A 15,370-nucleotide genomic window follows, 5' to 3' on the forward strand; every position below is an offset into this window, starting at 1 on the left:
AGGATTTCTCATGTTCAGCCTTTCGTTGGAGCGCATTGGGCCGGCACTCCCGCTAGAATCCGCATCATCCTGATGTTTGGAGCCCTTCATGTCCCTGCGAGCCCGCTTCACGTTGCTTATCGCTGGCCTGGCGTTTTCGGCGCTGGCCCAGGCGGGAGGATTGTCCTACACCCGCGATATCCAGCCGATCTTCACCGAGAAATGCGTGGCCTGCCATGCCTGCTACGACTCGCCGTGCCAGCTCAACCTGACGGCCGCCGAAGGCGCGCAACGCGGCGCGAACAAGCTGCCGGTGTATGACGGCGCGCGTACCAAGGCGCAGGACACCACCCGGCTGTTCCTCGACGCCCATGGCGCGGACGCCTGGCGGCGCAAGGACTTCTGGTCGGTGCTCGATGGCCGTGGCAGCCAGGCGGCGCTGATGGCGCGGATGATCGACCTGGGGCATGACCACCCGCTGGTGCCCAACGCGAAGATCCCCGATGGCCTCGACCTGTCGATCAACCGCACCAACCAGTGCCCGACGCCCGCGACCATCGACGACTTCGTGGCGAAGAACCCGCGCAGCGGCATGCCCTTCGCCGTCACCGGCCTGACCGACAAGCAGCTGAAAACCATCAAGACCTGGCTGGCTCAGGGCGCGCCGGTGGACGAACAGGCCTGGCAGCCGGGCAGCGGCGAAGCGCAGCAGATCGGCGAGTGGGAAAGCTTCCTCAACCAGCCCGGCGCCCGTCAGAGCCTGGTGTCGCGCTGGATCTACGAGCACCTGTTCCTCGCCCACCTGTACTTCACCGAGCGCGGCGAGCCGGGGCACTTCTTCCAGCTGGTGCGTTCGCGCACGCCCAGCGGCCAGCCCATCGACCCCATCGCCACGCGGCGGCCGAACGACGATCCGGGCAATACCTTCTATTACCGCCTGTGGCCGATCCAGGGTGTGATCGTGCACAAGACGCACATCACCTATCCGCTCAACGCGGCTCGCCTCCAGCGCAACCAGGAGCTGTTCTACGGCACAGCCTGGGATACCGACAAGGTTCCCGGCTATGGCCTGCAGCACCGCGCCAACCCCTTCTTGACCTTCGAGGCGATTCCGGCGCGGGCGCGCTACCAGTTCATGCTGGACAACGCCGAGTACTTCGTCCGTACCTTCATCCGCGGGCCGGTGTGCCGTGGGCAGATTGCCACCGACGTGATCCGCGACAATTTCTGGGCAGTGTTCCAGGACCCGGACCACGATCTCTATGTCACCGATCCGAAGTTCCAGCGCCAGGCCTCGCCGCTGCTGGCGCTGCCGGGGCAGATCGACGACGTCGGCGCGATGCTGTCGCAATGGCGCTCCTACCGCGACAAGCGCAATCAATACGAAGAGCTGCGACAGGACGTCTATGACGAGGCGCCCGCGCCGACCTGGGCGGACATCTGGGCCGGCAACGACAACGCCGTGCTGAGCATCTTCCGCCAGTACGACAGTGCCTCGGTGCGCAAGGGCCTGATCGGCGGCGTGCCGCAGACCCTCTGGTGGATGGACTACCCGCTGCTGGAGCGCACCTACTACGGGCTGGTGGTGAACTTCGACGTGTTCGGCAACGTCGCCCACCAGGCGCAGACGCGGCTGTATTTCGACCTGATCCGCAACGGCGCCGAGCAGAATTTCCTGCGCCTGATGCCGGTCGGCGAGCGCAAGAAGCTCCTCGATGACTGGTACCAGAGCAGCGGCAAGTTGAAGATGTGGGCCGACTACTACAACTCCGACAGCGACGCGCCCACCGGGCTGTTCCTGCCGGAGAAGGGCGCCAAGCTGGCCTTCGCCAAGCAATTGCTGAAGCACTACGTGGCGCTCAATGCGCGGCCCGACCCGATCAACCTGTGCGAAAACGGCGCTTGCTACCGCAACTCGGTGGCCGCACCGTTGCAGGATGCCGAACAGGCCTTCAGCCGGCTGGTCAGCCGGCCGGCTGCCGGCCTGCCGGTCATCGACCAGTTCCCCGAGGCGACCATGCTGCGTGTGGAACTGCCGGACGGCCAGCGCGAGATCTACACCGTGCTGCGCAACCGTGCCCACAGCAACGTGGCCTTCATGACGGGCGAGTCGCTGCGCTACCAGCCGGGGCTGGATACGCTGACCATCTACCCAGGCGTGCTGTCGAGCTACCCGAACTTCATGTTCAACCTGAAGGCGGCCGACGTGCGGGATTTCGTTGGCGCCCTGGAGCAGGTAAAGAGCGCGGCGGACTTCGAGAAGATCGCCGACCGCTGGGGAGTGCGTCGCAGCAACCCGCAGTTCTGGTTCTACTTCCACGACCTGGATGCCTACCTGCGCGAAACAGAACCGGTGGAGGCAGGCGTGCTGGACATGAATCGCTACGAGAACCTGTAAACCAGATCGCGGACCTGAACCTGTAGGACCGAGGGGAGCGCCCAGTCCTTGCTCGCGAACCGGCCCCCGCTGCGGGGCCATTCGCGAGCAAGCTCGCTCCTACAGGAAAGTGCTTGGCCTACCTGCGAATTATTCCTACTAAATCAGTAGGGCTTTATCCGATCCCCCCGTTTGGCGTAAACTGGCGCCACGTTTGCGAGGAGTTGCCATGAGCGCTATCACCATTACCGAAGCCGCACAGGATTACCTGGCCGAGCTGCTGTCCAAGCAGGACACTCCCGGCATCGGCATTCGCATCTTCATCACCCAGCCGGGCACCACGTACGCCGAAACCTGCATCGCCTACTGCAAGCCGGGCGAGCAGAAGGCGGAAGACACCCCGGTCGGCCTGAAGGATTTCACCGCCTACATCGACGCCATCAGCGAGCCCTTCCTGGAAGACGCCGTGGTCGATTACGCCACCGACCGCATGGGCGGCCAGCTGACCATCAAGGCGCCGAACGCCAAGGTGCCGATGGTCAACGAGGACAGCCCGATCACCGAGCGCATCAACTACTACCTGCAGACCGAGATCAATCCCGGCCTGGCCAGCCACGGCGGCCAGGTGAGCCTGGTGGACGTGGTCGAGGACAACATCGCCGTGCTGCGTTTCGGCGGCGGTTGCCAAGGCTGTGGTGCAGTCGAGATGACCCTGAAGGACGGTGTCGAGAAGACCCTGATCGAGCGCATCCCTGAGCTGAAGGGCGTGCGGGACGTCACCGACCACAGCAACCGCGAGAACGCCTACTACTAAAGGCAGGCGATCGAGCAGCGAAAAGGCGACCTTCGGGTCGCCTTTTTCGTTTGGAGCCGGGTCTGGGCCTGCTCGGAAACGTAAGGCGAATAACGCCTCAGGCGTTATCCGCCATTGCGGCGGATAACCCGCTCCGGGTTATGCACCCTACGCAGTGGTGCTCCTTGCAGGAGCGAGCTTGCTCGCGAACCGCGTAGGCAGCCAAACCCTCAGGCCTGCGCCACTTGCCGTCGCCCCGACCAGAGCATCACCAGCGCCACCAGCAGCACCGGCCAGACCAGCAGGTTCACCGCGCTCCAGCCGACGCTGGTGATCAGCGCGCCGGAGCTGAACGACATCAGCGCCGCCAGGCTGCCATTGCCCAGTTCCATCAGCCCTTGCGCATGCCCGCGCTCCTGCGGCGAATGGCCGAAGGCGAGCAGGGTGGTGCCGGCCACCAGCATCAGGTTCCAGCCCATGCCCAGCAGCAGTGAGCTGATGAGGAACTGCGCCACCGACTGACCACTCAGCGCCACCGCCGCACTCACCGCCAGCAGCGCCATGCCGGCCCAGGCCACGCGGCGGCCGCCGAGGCGGTCCACCAGCGGGCCGGCGACGAAGGCGGGGAGGAACATGCCCAGCACGTGCCACTGGATCACGCTCACCGAGCGCTCCAGCGGCAGCCCGCAGAAGCTCATGGCCAGCGGCGTGGCGTTCATGATCAGGATCATCAGCCCGTGGCCGGCGGCGGTGCAGGCCATGGCCGCGCGGACCGCCGGGCGCGACAGCAACTCGCGCATCACCTTCCAGCCGCCGGTGGATGGCGCGGGCGCTGCGCCTTCCGGCAGACGGCTGAGCACGGCGAGGGCGACCAGCGCCAGTGTGGCGATGGCCAGGTACGAACCCACGAAGGGCGCGGGCAGGGCATTGCGCGACCACAGCGCCAGGCTCGGTGCGAGCAACGCCGCCAGCACGCCGCCGCCGATCACGTAGGCGGTGGCGCGCCCCTTGTGGGTTTCGTCCACCGCTTCCAGCGCGGCGAAGCGGTAATACATCGCCGACGCCTGGTAGGCGCCAATAGGCAATGCGCCGAGGCAGAACAGCAGGAAGTCCGCCAGCCACACGCCCAGCGCGCAAAGCAGCCCGCCGAACACGCCGCAGGCGGCGCCCAGCAGCAGGCCGCGCCGCCGTCCGTGGCGTTGCATGAACAGCGACAACGGCTGCACCGCCAACAGGTTGCCCAGCACCAGAATTGCCAGTGGCAGCGTGGCCAGGCTGTTGAGCGGCGTAAGCTGCGCGCCCACCAGCGAGGTGAGGGTGATGCCGATCAGCGAGCAGGACCAGTACAGCGCCTGGCTGGCGAACAGCAGGCGGATCGACGGAATGCGCAGCAGCATGTTCCGTCCTCAGCCCTGGCAGCCGGCAGGCTTGAGCACGCGCTGGGTCGAGGCCGGGTTGGCCGCCAGCTTCGCCAGCGGCCGGCGTGGGCGCGGCAGCAGTTCGCCGCCGCAGTTCGGGCAATGGCCGTGCAGCACCTGTTCGGCGCAGTCGCTGCAGAAGGTGCATTCGAAGCTGCAGATGCGCGCGTCGGCGCTGTCGCCGGGCAGGTCGCGGTCGCAGCATTCGCAGCCGGGGCGAAGTTCGAGCATGGCAAAGTCCTTTGCGGTGGATTGAAGTCAGTGCATCTGGCCGAAGCGCTCGGCGTATTCCTGCGGGCTGATCGCCAGGTGCTTGTGGAAGGTGCGGCGCAGGTTTTCCGGGTGGCCGAAGCCACACAGCCGCGATACCGTGCTGATCGACGCCTGGGCGTCCTGCAGCAGTGCACGGGCGGCTTCCAGGCGCACGCGCTCGACGTAGCGGCCCGGGCCCATGCCCAGCTCGTTGATGAACACCCGCGACAGTGTGCGCGGGCTCATGCACGCCTGTTCGGCCAAAACCTCCAGCGACAGGTCGCTGCCCAGGTTGGCCGGTATCCACTCCAGCAGTGCCGCCAGGCGTGGCGTGCGGCTAGGTTCCGGGGTCAACCAGTGACTGAACTGCGCCTGCCCGCCGGGGCGCTTGAGGAACATCACCAGCCGCCGCGCCACGGCCAGGGCGAGGGCACGGCCGAGATCGGCTTCCACCAGCGCCAGGGCGAGGTCGATGCCGGCGGTGACGCCGGCCGAGGTGAACACGTGATCGTCGCCGTCCCGGCGCTGCGGATCGTAGGTATGCAGGCGGTCGCCCTGGACCAGTACCTCGGGGTAGTCGCTGCACAGCTCATCGACATCCGCCCAGTGCGTGGTGGCCGGACGGCCGTTGAGCACGCCGGCCGCGGCGAGGATCAGCGCGCCGGAGCACACTGAGCCGAGCCGGCGCACCTGGGGCTCGGCGGCAGCCAGCCAGTGCAGCAGGTCGGTGTTCTCGCATTGTTTCGGGACGCCAAGCCCGCCGGGGACCAGCAGGGTATCCAGGGTGGCGGGCTCGACTTCCCGCCATCCCATGTCAGCGCAGATGCGCAGGCCGGCCGAGGTGGCCACCGGCCCGGCCTGTTCGCCCAGTACCAGCAGCTCATAGATCGGCGCCAGGCCCTGGCGCTGGCGCTCGACGTTGGCGGAGGCGAACACCTGCAGCGGCCCGGTGATGTCCAGACTCATGACCTCGGGATAGAGTAGGCAGGCGACGCGGCGCAGCGATTCCATGGCGACACTCGTTCATTGGATGTCACGAGTGTGGCGGTGGCCGACGCTGGCGGCAACGTCAGCTACCCCACATATCCTGCCAATCCACTGGCCAGCTCCCGCTCGCCCCGGTGGGCAGGGCCGATCTGCTCAGGAGCAAAGCCCTCCGCCGCTGTGGTGCCGAGCCTCGACGAAAGGCGTGAAAACGGTGCCGCGTCAGACTTTCAGCACGCCGCGAAACCCCCGCGCGGCGTAATAGGATTGCACGCCGTTGTGATAGGTGAACACACGCTCGTAGCGGCGATCGCCGAACAGCGCGCCATCCAGCTTGCGCATGGAGCCGGGCGTGCGCAGCCAGCTGGAGGTCTTCTGGTCGAAGCTGCCCAGTTCCTGCAACTGGCGGTACTGCGCCTCGTCCAGTAGCTCGATGCCGATCTGCGCGGCCAGTTCGGTGGCGCAGCCAGCGGGCTTGTCCTTCTTGCGCGCGTCCAGGGCTTCGCGGTCGTAGCAGAGGCTGCGGCGGCCGGCCGGGGTTTCGGCTGAGCAGTCGAAGAACAGGATGGCGCCGCTGGCGCTTTCGCGGTCGACCACGTCGGGTTCGCCGCCGGTTTCCTCCATCTGCTCCAGCGCTTTCAGTTTGGCCGGGGCGGCCTCCAGGCGCGCCTGGACTTCCGCCCAGTCGATGCCCTTGTGGCGCTCGGGGTGCTGCTTGAACCGCGCCTGCAGGGTGGCCAGCAGGGCGTCGCGTTGCTTCGCATTCATCTTGCTTACTCTCGGCAGGGGTTGAAGGTCAGAGAGTAAAGCAGGATTTGCGCGGCCTGCGGCTCAGCCGGCGTCGGCCCAGCGCTCGCGCACAGCGAGGATGTCGGGCAGGCGACCGAGGAAAAGCTCCACCAGCTCCGGGTCGAACTGGCGGCCTTTTTCCCGGCGCAGCAGTTCGATGGCTTCGTCGATGCTCCAGGCCGGCTTGTACGGGCGCACGCTGGTCAGCGCATCGAACACGTCGGCGATGGCGACGATGCGGCCCTCCAGAGGGATTTCCTCGCCGCGCAGGGCATTGGGGTAACCCGTCCCGTCCCAGCGTTCGTGGTGGGTGAGGGCGATGCTGCGCGCCAGGGTGAGCAGGGTGGAGTCGTGTTCGCCGATGATCCGCGCACCGATCTCCGGGTGTTGGCGCATCACCGCCCATTCCTGCTCATCGAGGCGTCCGGGCTTCTGCAGGATGGCATCGGGAATGCCGATCTTGCCCACGTCATGCATGGGCGCCGCGTTGAGCAGGTCGTCGGCGGCCTTCTCCGAGTAGCCGGCAGCGCGGGCCAGGATGTGCGCGTAGTGGCTCATGCGGATGACGTGCAGGCCGGTCTCGTTGTCCTTGTACTCCGAAGCCTTGCCCAGGCGCTGGACGATCTGCAGGCGTGTTTCGCGCAGTTCCTCCACGCGCACCAGCGACAGGTGCGTGCGCACGCGCGCCTTGACGATGGGCGGGCTGACCGGCTTGGTGATGTAGTCCACCGCGCCGACCTCGAAGCCCCGCGCCTCGTCGGGTACATCGGCGAGCGCGGTGACGAAGATCACCGGAATGGCGCAGGTGGCCTGCTCGGCCTTGAGCCGCTGGCAGACCTCGAAGCCGGTCATGCCGGGCATCATCACGTCCAGCAGGACCAGGTCCGCGCGTTCGCGGTTGGCCAGCTCCAGCGCCTTCTCGCCATCCTTGGCGAACAGCAGACGGTAGTCGTCCTGCAGGATGTGGCGCAGCACCTGGAGGTTGGTGGCTTCATCGTCCACCAGCAGCAGGCAGGGACGATGATCTTGGGCGGTCAGGCTCATGCTTGCTCCAGTCGGGCGCCGAGGGTGCGGACCCATTCCAGGGCCTGGTCGAAGTCGAAGTCGTCGATGGCGTAGCGCAGGGCTTCGAAGGCCTCGCGGTGTTCGCCCTGGGCGGTGCCCAGGCGCAGGCGTTCCAGCGCCTGGTCGTCCAGGCCGCCGCGGGAAAGGGCCAGTTGCAGGGCCTGCAGCGCGTCACGCAGGTCCTGCGAGGCGGCCTCGCCAACGGCAGCCCCGACCGCCTCGGCGAAGGCTACCGGCACCAGCGGCACCGATTCGCGGACCGTAGTGAACTCCGCGCGGACACGCTCCAGGGCAGCCGCCAATTGTTCAGTCTTGCCGTGATCTGCGGCGCCTTCCAGCGCGCCGATGGCGCCGGCCAGACGCGGCAGGGCGAGGTTGGCGGCGGCGCCGCGCAGGCGGTGGGCGAGGGCGGCAATGCCGGCGCGATCGCCGTTGCTCACTGCGCTTTCCAGAGCGTTCAGACTGGTTTCCTGCTCTTCGAGGAAGCGCACGACGGCCCGTGCCATGGGCAGCGGTCCGCCCCACAGGCGGGCGCCGACGGTCCAGTCCAGGGTCGCCAATGGCGCAGTTTCGCTGACGTGCGCGCTGCGAATCGCGGGCGCGGCACCCAGCAGCCGGGCCATTTCGTCCAGCAGGCCGGTGAGGTCCAGCGGTTTGCTGGCAAAGCCATTCATGCCGGCATCCAGGGCGTTCTGCCGGTCGCGGTCGAGCACGCTGGCGGTGAGGGCGATGATCGGCACGGCGTCTTCACCACGTTGCTGCTCGATGGCGCGGATGCGCCGGGTCGCTTCCAGGCCATCCATGCCGGGCATCTGCACGTCCATCAGAACCAGGTCGAAGTCCTGCGCGCTGTAGGCCTCCACCGCGGCCTGGCCGTCGCCGACACTGTGCGGGTGGTGGCCCAGGCGCCGCAGGTTCAGCTCCAGCAGCTCGACGTTCTGCGGCACGTCGTCCGCCACCAGAATGTGCAGCGGCGGCAGGCTCGGCGCGTGGCTGCGGATAACCGGTTGCACACTGTGGCCGGCTGGCAAGGGCAGGTCGACGGTGAACACGCTGCCCCGGCCCACTTGGCTTTCCACGCTGATGCGACCGCCCATCAGCTCCACCAGCTGGCGCGAGATGGTGGTGCCCAGCCCGGTGCCGCCGAAACGCCGGCTCATGGAGGCGTCGGCCTGGGCGAAGGGGTCGAAGATGCGCTCCAGGCGGTCGGCGGCGATGCCGATGCCGGTGTCGCGGATGGCCAGGCGCAGCGCGCCGGGTTCGCCGCTGATGACCAGCCGCACTTCGCCACGCTCGGTGAACTTCACCGCGTTACCCAGCAGGTTGGTGAGCACCTGTTGCAGGCGCAATGGGTCGCCACGGAAGTACTCGCCGGCGCGCTGGCCATAGTCGATCTGCAGGCTCAGGCCCTTGCGCTCGGCGGACAGCCGCAGCGCCGCGCAGACCTGCTCGCACAGCTCCGGCAGGGAGAAGTCCAGGGCTTCCAGTTCGATGGCGCCACGATCGAGCTTGGCGGTGTCGAGGATGTCGTTGAGCAGGCCCAGCAGCGAGCGCGAGGCGTTCTGTACGGTGCTCAGGTAGCGCCGCTGGTTCGCTTCCAGCGGTGAATCCAGCAGCAGTTCGGTGAAGCCCATGATGGCGTTCATCGGCGTGCGGATTTCGTGGCTCATGTTGGCCAGGAAGCTGCTGCGCGCGGCGGCGGCCTGTTCGGCGCGGTCGCGGGCGCTGCGCAGTTCCTGCTCCATGACGCGGCGCGGGGTGAGGTCGGTGGCCAGCTTTACCACCTTCACCGGCTTGCCGTCGAAGTCGAGGATCGGGTTGTAGGTGGCGTGGATCCAAACCTCGCGCCCGTCCTTGGCCAGGCGGCGGTATTCGCCGGCGCTGTGCTCGCCTTTGCGCAGTGCCTGCCAGAACGCCTGGTACTGGGCGCTGGCGGCGATGTCCGGCGGGCAGAACAGGCTGTGGTGCTGGCCCAGCACCTCGGCTTCGGTGTAGCCGAAGAGTTCGAGGATGTTGTCGTTGGCGGCGAGCACGCGGCCTTCGAGGTCGAATTCGATCAGCGCCATGGCGCGGCCGATGGCCGTGACCTTGCCTTCGTATTCGTTGCTCAGCAGCTTGGTTTCGGTCTGGTCGAGCAGCACACCGTCGATCCACTGCGGGTTACCGGATTCGTCATAGCAGGCGCTGCCGCCTTCCCAGATCCAGTGTTCGGCGCCGCTGCGGTCGAACAGCCGGTACTCGACGACGTAGCTGCGGCGCTCGGCAATGGCGCGGCGGACTTCCTCGTTCACCGCTTCCTGATCATCGGGATGGTAGAGCTGGGCGAAGGTGATGCGCTGGTCGCTGAAGTCCTGCGCCGACCAGCCGGTGACGGCCTCGACCGCATCGCTGACGAACAGGGTGCTCCAGGCGTGGTCCGGGAGGACGCGGAAGACGATGCCGGGCATATTGCGGATCAGCGAGCGGTACTGTTCCTCGCTGGTGCGAAGGGCCTGCTCCATCTCGCGGCGTTCGCTGATGTCGGCGACGAACACGACGAACCAGGGCTTGCCGTTGTGATCGGTGACGCCGAGGCTGACGCGCACGGGGATTTCCCGGCCGTCGCGGGTCAGGCCTTCCAGCTCCAGTTCGGAGTTGCTGAACTGGCGCTTGCCGCTGCTCTTGTAGTTATCCAGCGCCATGCGGAACTGATGGCCGTAAGCCTCGTTCATCAGTACCTGCATGGGTTTGCCCACCAGCTCGTGCGGGTGCCAGCCGAACAGGCGCAGCACCGCGTGGTTGACCGAACGGATCACGCCGCTGTGGTCGATGGTGAGGATCGCCTCGACGGCGGCGTCGAGCAGCGAATCCAGGTGCTTGCGCCGGCGCTCCAGTTCCTGGAACAGCTGGCGATAGCGCAGCAGGCCATTCACCGCGGCAACGCAGATGCTCAGGCTGATGGTGGCCATGGACACTGCCAGCGCCAGGTAGAAGCTGCCCTGCACGCCCTGCGGCACGCCGAACTCCTCGCGGCCGACGAAGCGCGCGGCGGCCATGCCGGTGTAGTGCATACCGGCGATTGCCAGGCCCATCACCAGGCCGCTGACCAGGATCGCCAGGTTCGGCCGCATCCGCCCGCGCAGGCCGAAGCGCACCCAGAGCGCAATCACCGCCAGCACCACTGCGACAAGGATCGACAGGGCGAACATCCACGGGTTGTAGCGCAGCAGCGGAGCCATCTGCATGGCGGCCATGCCGCTGTAGTGCATGGCACCGATGCCGGCGCCCACCAGCACCCCGCCGCCAATAAGCTGAAGGCGATTGACGTTGCGCCGGGCCAACAGGCTCAGGGCTATCCAGGAGGCGAACAGGCTCGGCAGGCCGGAAAGCAGGGTGATCAACGGGTCGTAGCGCACCGCCGCGCAGAGCTGGAAGGACAGCATGCCGATGAAGTGCATCGCCCACACGCCGCCGCCCAGGGCCACCGCGCCGGTGCCGATGGCCAGTTGGCGGTAGAACGGGCTGCGCGCCAGCCGCGCCACGCCTGACAGTTGCAGGGCCATGGTCGAGGTGAAGACGGCAATGAGGATGGAGAGCAGCACCAGAGCATTGTTGTGCTCGCCGAAAACAAGCAGCGAAGGGGTGTCGCCGCTGTAGAAATATCGCTGCAGATCGAGCATTGAACGAGACCGTACTGCGTGCCGAAGGCCCGGTGGAAGACGAGACGGGGTGAGCAAAACACAGGATGGCTGCAAATTGCCATCATTGTCGGTCGCTGCTCCCGCTGAACCGGCAGTGGAATGCGGGTTTCGGACGAGCGGAAAGCCAATGTTCGGAATCGAAGCTGAAACGATGCAGCCGGACGGCGACCGACACTTCGTTGTCGGCAGACGAAGCGGCAAATTGAGCGGTTGCCGACGGCTGGCGCCGGAAATGAAGAAGCCCGGCTTGGGGCCGGGCTTCTTTGGGTACCTGTCTGCGGATCAGGCGGGCATGTGCCATTCCTGCAGGCGGTAGCCTTCGCGGTTCAGCTCGTCGCGGGCCTGATTCAGCAGGCCTTCGAGCTGCTCCGGGTCGGAGTAGGCGGAGCTGGGAATGCGGGTGAGGCCCAGCAGACGGGTACCGGTGCGATCGAGGACGGACAGGTCGAGGCTGCCGTCGCCCCCTTGGTCAACCCAGGTCACACAATTGAAGGGTTGGAAGGCTCGTCCAGTGATCAGCAGAGCCTCGTTGAAACGAAGAGTCGCATGCATGGTTGTGATCTCTCTGCGTGGTAATCCATTGCGAAGGTGGCGAAAGCGGCTCATCCACTTTCGTGTTCGTTCACGCAATTGATGGATTCAGAGTCGAAGAAAGTCACAACCCATGTCGCGGTTGTACACAAAATAGTCGCAAATAAAACTGTTTCAGTCGCTACAGACCCCGTCAGCCGTGGCCTGTCGCGATTTTTTGGGTGCGCCATCGCGCCGCACGTGCCATTTGTAGTTGGCGACGAGCGGTCAGGCCTGCATGGCCCAGCCGTCCACGTTCATCGCCGCCTGGCGCAGTGCCTCGGAGCGGGTCGGGTGGGGGTGGCAAGTGCGGGCGATGTCCTCGGCGGCGCCGCGGAACTCCATGGCCACGCAGTACTCCGCGATCATGTCGCCGACGTTCGGGCCGATCATGTGCACGCCGAGGATCTCGTCGCTGCGCTCGTCCGCCAGCACCTTCACGAAGCCCTCTGTCTCGTGGTTGATCTTCGCCCGGCTGTTGGCGGTGAAGGGGAACTTGCCCACTTTGTAGGCGCGGCCCTCAGCCTTGAGCTGTTCCTCGGTCTTGCCCACGGTGGCCACTTCCGGATGGGTGTAGATCACGCTGGGGATGACGTCGTAGTTCACTTCCCCGGCCTTGCCGGCAATCAGCTCGACGCAGGCGATGGCCTCGTCCTCGGCCTTGTGTGCGAGCATCGGGCCGGAGGTCACGTCGCCGATCACCCAGATGCCCGGCACGCTGCTGCGGTGTTCGTGGTTCTCCAGCATGCCGCGCTTGTCGGTAGCCAGGCCCACGCTTTCCAGTCCCAGGCCCTGCGTATAAGGGCGGCGGCCGATGGCGAGCAATACGTAATCCGCCTGGATCGACTCCGCCGCGCCGCCAGCAGCCGGCTCCACGCTCAGCGTCACCTGCTTGCCGCTGACCTTGGCCTGGGTGACTTTCGAGCCCAGCTTGAAGCTCATGCCCTGCTTGGTCAGCGCGCGCTGGAAGGTCTTGGCGGTTTCCAGGTCCATGCCGGGGCAGATGCGGTCGAGGTATTCGATCACCGTGACTTCCGCACCCAGGCGGCGCCATACCGAACCCAGCTCCAGGCCGATGACGCCGGCGCCGATCACCACCAGGTGCTTGGGCACCTCGGGAATCGACAGCGCGCCGGTGGAGTCGAGGATGCGCTTGTTGTCGACTTCCACGCCCGGCAGCGGGGAGGGCTCGGAACCGGTGGCGATGATGATGTCCTTGGCGGTGAGGCTGCTCTTGCTGCCGTCGGCGGCGGTCACTTCCACCTTGCCCGGCCCGTCGATGCGGCCCCAGCCCTTCACCCAGTCCACCTTGTTCTTGCGGAAGAGGAATTCCACGCCCTTGGTCAGCGCGGTCACGCTCTCGGATTTCTGCTTCATCATCTGCGCCAGGTCCAGCTTGGGCTTGACCTGGATGCCGAGGTTGGCGAACTCGCCGCCGGCCGCCGCTTCGTACAGTTCCGACGCGTGCAGCAGCGCCTTGGACGGCATGCAGCCGACATTCAGGCAGGTGCCACCGAGGGTTTCGCGGCCCTCCACGCAGGCAACTTTCAGGCCCAGCTGGCCCGCGCGAATGGCCGCGTTGTAGCCGCCGGGGCCGCCGCCGATGACGATCACATCGTATGCGCTCATGCAGTGCTCTCCGAGTTGGAAAAAGGGGTCAATCGAGGTTAGCCCGCGCTCGCCGGATCACCAGCGCATGGCCTGGGATAAGCGTTACTCGATTTATATTACGAACATAATATATGATTCAACGCAAGTCACGCAGACATGACAGACGCGGCGGGGAGGGCGAAAATGCAGGGCTTTGGCGCCTCGGGTTCGTGCGCCTACGGAGAATTCATGAAAATCGACTGCGATTTCGACAGCGGCAATATCCGGGTCATCGACGACAGCGACCCGCGCCAGGTGCGCCTGGCGCTGCGCCCGGACACGAAAAGCCCGCACTTCCAGTGGTTCCACTTCAAGGCGGAAGGTCTGGAGCCCGGTGAGCAATATCAGTTCAGCCTGACCAACGCCCCCGGCTCCAGCTACACCGGCGGCTGGCCGGGCTACAACGCGGTGGCTTCGTATGACCAGCGCGACTGGTTCCGCGTGCCCAGTACCTATGATTCCAACGGCTTGCACTTCAGCCTCGTTGCCGAACAGCCCCAGGCCTGGTTCGCCTACTTCGAGCCCTACAGCCGCGAGCGCCATGCCGACCTGGTGAAGCGCGCCCAGGCCAATGGCGCCGAGCTGCTCGCCACCGGCCACAGCATCGAAGGCCGCGAACTGCCCCTGCTGCGCATCGGCAAGGGCGTGGAGGGTGCGCGGAAGATCTGGCTGATCGCCCAGCAACACCCCGGCGAGCACATGGCCGAGTGGTTCATGGAGGGCCTGATCGAGCGCCTGCAATCGGGTGATGCCGAGGTCCAGCGCCTGCTGGAGCGCGCCGACTTCTACCTGGTGCCGAACATGAACCCGGACGGTGCCTTCCACGGCCACCTGCGTACCAACGCCGCCGGCAAGGACCTGAACCGCGCCTGGGCCGCGCCCAGTGCCGAGGAAAGCCCGGAAGTGCTGTTCGTCCAGCAGCAGATGGCCCAGTACGGCGTCGACCTGTTCCTTGACGTGCACGGCGACGAGGAAATCCCCTTCGTGTTCGCCGCCGGCTGCGAAGGCAACCCGGAGTTCACGCCGCGCCTGGATCGCCTGGAAAGCCTGTTCCGCGAGCGCCTGGAAGCCAACGGCGAATTCCAGAGCGTGCACGGCTACCCGAAGGACGCTCCCGGCCAGGCCAACCTGACCCTGGCCTGCAATCACGTCGGCCGCACTTACGACTGCCTGTCGCTGACCCTGGAAATGCCGTTCAAGGACCACAACCTGTCGCCCAATCCGCGTACCGGGTGGAGCGGGGCGCGGTCGAAGGCGCTCGCGGAGGCGGTGCTGGTCACGGTCGCCAGCCTGGTCGACGAATTGCGCTGATTCGCGAGCGGACGGACATCGCGGTTTGCCATAGCCCGCCTTGGAGTTCTTCGTAGGACCGAGGGGAATGCCTGGTACTTGCTCGCGAATCCGCCCAGCCGCAGAGCCGCGGGGTGTTCGCGAGCAAGCTCGCTCCGGCAGAAAGGCGTCTTTCCCGGCGACGTCTTACATCCTTGGCGGCTGACCGTTGGGGTAATCCGTCGCAGGCAGCCTTTGAATCCTTCCCCTCGCGTGCTAATCCAAAACATGAGGCATACGAATTCAGGAGGCAGGTATGACTCGACATCGCAAGCGGTTGACCCCGCAAGTCATCGAAGACCTGCAGGACCGCACGGACGCCCTGGAAGAACTGGACTTCATAGAGCGCCGTGAAGTGCGCAAGAACCGCGCGGGCGAACAGAGGCCACGCACCCTCGCTGGCGCAGGCTGAGCAAGCAGGCCTCAGGGCCCGGCCGCACCGGCGCGTGCGCCAGCCAGTTGGACACGCCAGGGCCGATTCGGC

The 15,370-nt window shown here is 66.3% G+C and carries 12 protein-coding genes; 4 read left to right on the forward strand and 8 right to left on the reverse strand.

Features of this window, described 5'->3' with window-relative positions:
- The first annotated feature begins 88 nt into the window (after positions 1-88).
- Together LDJ84_RS12135 and nfuA are read left to right on the forward strand one after the other, a co-directional pair.
- Positions 89-2,377 carry a fatty acid cis/trans isomerase gene (locus LDJ84_RS12135; RefSeq protein WP_226046382.1) on the forward strand — a complete coding sequence of 763 codons (2,289 nt, stop codon included), beginning with the start codon at positions 89-91 and terminating at the stop codon, positions 2,375-2,377.
- A gap of 208 nt (positions 2,378-2,585) precedes the next feature.
- On the forward strand, positions 2,586-3,170 hold the full coding sequence (gene nfuA, locus LDJ84_RS12140) for a Fe-S biogenesis protein NfuA (RefSeq protein WP_024763318.1): 585 nt from the start codon (positions 2,586-2,588) through the stop codon (positions 3,168-3,170).
- Positions 3,171-3,379: 209 nt separating this feature from the next.
- On the opposite strand, the gene LDJ84_RS12145 is transcribed toward nfuA, so the two are convergent.
- The 8 genes from LDJ84_RS12145 to lpdA form a co-directional block, all read right to left on the reverse strand.
- The gene (locus LDJ84_RS12145) at positions 3,380-4,546 is read right to left on the reverse strand and encodes an MFS transporter (protein ID WP_226046383.1); all 1,167 of its coding nucleotides are present in this window, start codon (positions 4,544-4,546) and stop codon (positions 3,380-3,382) included.
- Positions 4,547-4,555: 9 nt separating this feature from the next.
- Positions 4,556-4,798: a DUF1272 domain-containing protein gene (locus LDJ84_RS12150; protein ID WP_024763320.1), complete on the reverse strand. Its 243-nt coding sequence runs from the start codon at positions 4,796-4,798 to the stop codon at positions 4,556-4,558.
- 27 nt (positions 4,799-4,825) lie between these two features.
- On the reverse strand, positions 4,826-5,830 hold the full coding sequence (locus tag LDJ84_RS12155; protein WP_226046384.1) for a GlxA family transcriptional regulator: 1,005 nt from the start codon (positions 5,828-5,830) through the stop codon (positions 4,826-4,828).
- A gap of 195 nt (positions 5,831-6,025) precedes the next feature.
- On the reverse strand, positions 6,026-6,571 hold the full coding sequence (locus tag LDJ84_RS12160) for a DUF4256 domain-containing protein (RefSeq protein WP_226046385.1): 546 nt from the start codon (positions 6,569-6,571) through the stop codon (positions 6,026-6,028).
- A gap of 63 nt (positions 6,572-6,634) precedes the next feature.
- Positions 6,635-7,636, reverse strand: a complete 1,002-nt coding sequence (locus LDJ84_RS12165; protein ID WP_024763323.1) for a two-component system response regulator — start codon at positions 7,634-7,636, stop codon at positions 6,635-6,637.
- A complete protein-coding gene (locus tag LDJ84_RS12170; RefSeq protein WP_226046386.1) occupies positions 7,633-11,316 on the reverse strand; it encodes a PAS domain S-box protein in 3,684 nt (1,227 codons plus the stop codon). Before LDJ84_RS12170 ends, LDJ84_RS12165 begins: the two co-directional genes overlap by 4 nt.
- Positions 11,317-11,619: 303 nt before the next feature.
- Positions 11,620-11,889: a hypothetical protein gene (locus LDJ84_RS12175; RefSeq protein WP_024763325.1), complete on the reverse strand. Its 270-nt coding sequence runs from the start codon at positions 11,887-11,889 to the stop codon at positions 11,620-11,622.
- A 246-nt stretch (positions 11,890-12,135) separates the two neighbouring features.
- Complete coding sequence (gene lpdA / locus LDJ84_RS12180; protein ID WP_226046387.1) at positions 12,136-13,536, reverse strand: dihydrolipoyl dehydrogenase; 1,401 nt, start codon at positions 13,534-13,536, stop codon at positions 12,136-12,138.
- A gap of 210 nt (positions 13,537-13,746) precedes the next feature.
- Between lpdA and LDJ84_RS12185 the strand changes: the two genes are divergently transcribed.
- Together LDJ84_RS12185 and LDJ84_RS12190 are read left to right on the forward strand one after the other, a co-directional pair.
- Positions 13,747-14,868 (forward strand): M14-type cytosolic carboxypeptidase, encoded by a 1,122-nt coding sequence (locus LDJ84_RS12185; protein ID WP_226046388.1) that lies wholly within the window; start codon positions 13,747-13,749, stop codon positions 14,866-14,868.
- A 274-nt stretch (positions 14,869-15,142) separates the two neighbouring features.
- Positions 15,143-15,298 (forward strand): hypothetical protein, encoded by a 156-nt coding sequence (locus tag LDJ84_RS12190; RefSeq protein ID WP_164488247.1) that lies wholly within the window; start codon positions 15,143-15,145, stop codon positions 15,296-15,298.
- Positions 15,299-15,370: the final 72 nt, after the last annotated feature.

This window comes from Pseudomonas sp. HS-18, assembly GCF_020401845.1.
Lineage (GTDB): Bacteria > Pseudomonadota > Gammaproteobacteria > Pseudomonadales > Pseudomonadaceae > Pseudomonas > Pseudomonas nitroreducens.

Coding starts and splice junctions, on each gene's coding strand:
- LDJ84_RS12135 (WP_226046382.1), top strand. CDS start 89: ATGTCCCTGCGAGCCCGCTTCACGTTGCTTATCGCTGGCCTGGCGTTT.
- nfuA (WP_024763318.1), top strand. CDS start 2,586: ATGAGCGCTATCACCATTACCGAAGCCGCACAGGATTACCTGGCCGAG.
- LDJ84_RS12145 (WP_226046383.1), bottom strand. CDS start 4,546: ATGCTGCTGCGCATTCCGTCGATCCGCCTGCTGTTCGCCAGCCAGGCG.
- LDJ84_RS12150 (WP_024763320.1), bottom strand. CDS start 4,798: ATGCTCGAACTTCGCCCCGGCTGCGAATGCTGCGACCGCGACCTGCCC.
- LDJ84_RS12155 (WP_226046384.1), bottom strand. CDS start 5,830: ATGGAATCGCTGCGCCGCGTCGCCTGCCTACTCTATCCCGAGGTCATG.
- LDJ84_RS12160 (WP_226046385.1), bottom strand. CDS start 6,571: ATGAATGCGAAGCAACGCGACGCCCTGCTGGCCACCCTGCAGGCGCGG.
- LDJ84_RS12165 (WP_024763323.1), bottom strand. CDS start 7,636: ATGAGCCTGACCGCCCAAGATCATCGTCCCTGCCTGCTGCTGGTGGAC.
- LDJ84_RS12170 (WP_226046386.1), bottom strand. CDS start 11,316: ATGCTCGATCTGCAGCGATATTTCTACAGCGGCGACACCCCTTCGCTG.
- LDJ84_RS12175 (WP_024763325.1), bottom strand. CDS start 11,889: ATGCATGCGACTCTTCGTTTCAACGAGGCTCTGCTGATCACTGGACGA.
- lpdA (WP_226046387.1), bottom strand. CDS start 13,536: ATGAGCGCATACGATGTGATCGTCATCGGCGGCGGCCCCGGCGGCTAC.
- LDJ84_RS12185 (WP_226046388.1), top strand. CDS start 13,747: ATGAAAATCGACTGCGATTTCGACAGCGGCAATATCCGGGTCATCGAC.
- LDJ84_RS12190 (WP_164488247.1), top strand. CDS start 15,143: ATGACTCGACATCGCAAGCGGTTGACCCCGCAAGTCATCGAAGACCTG.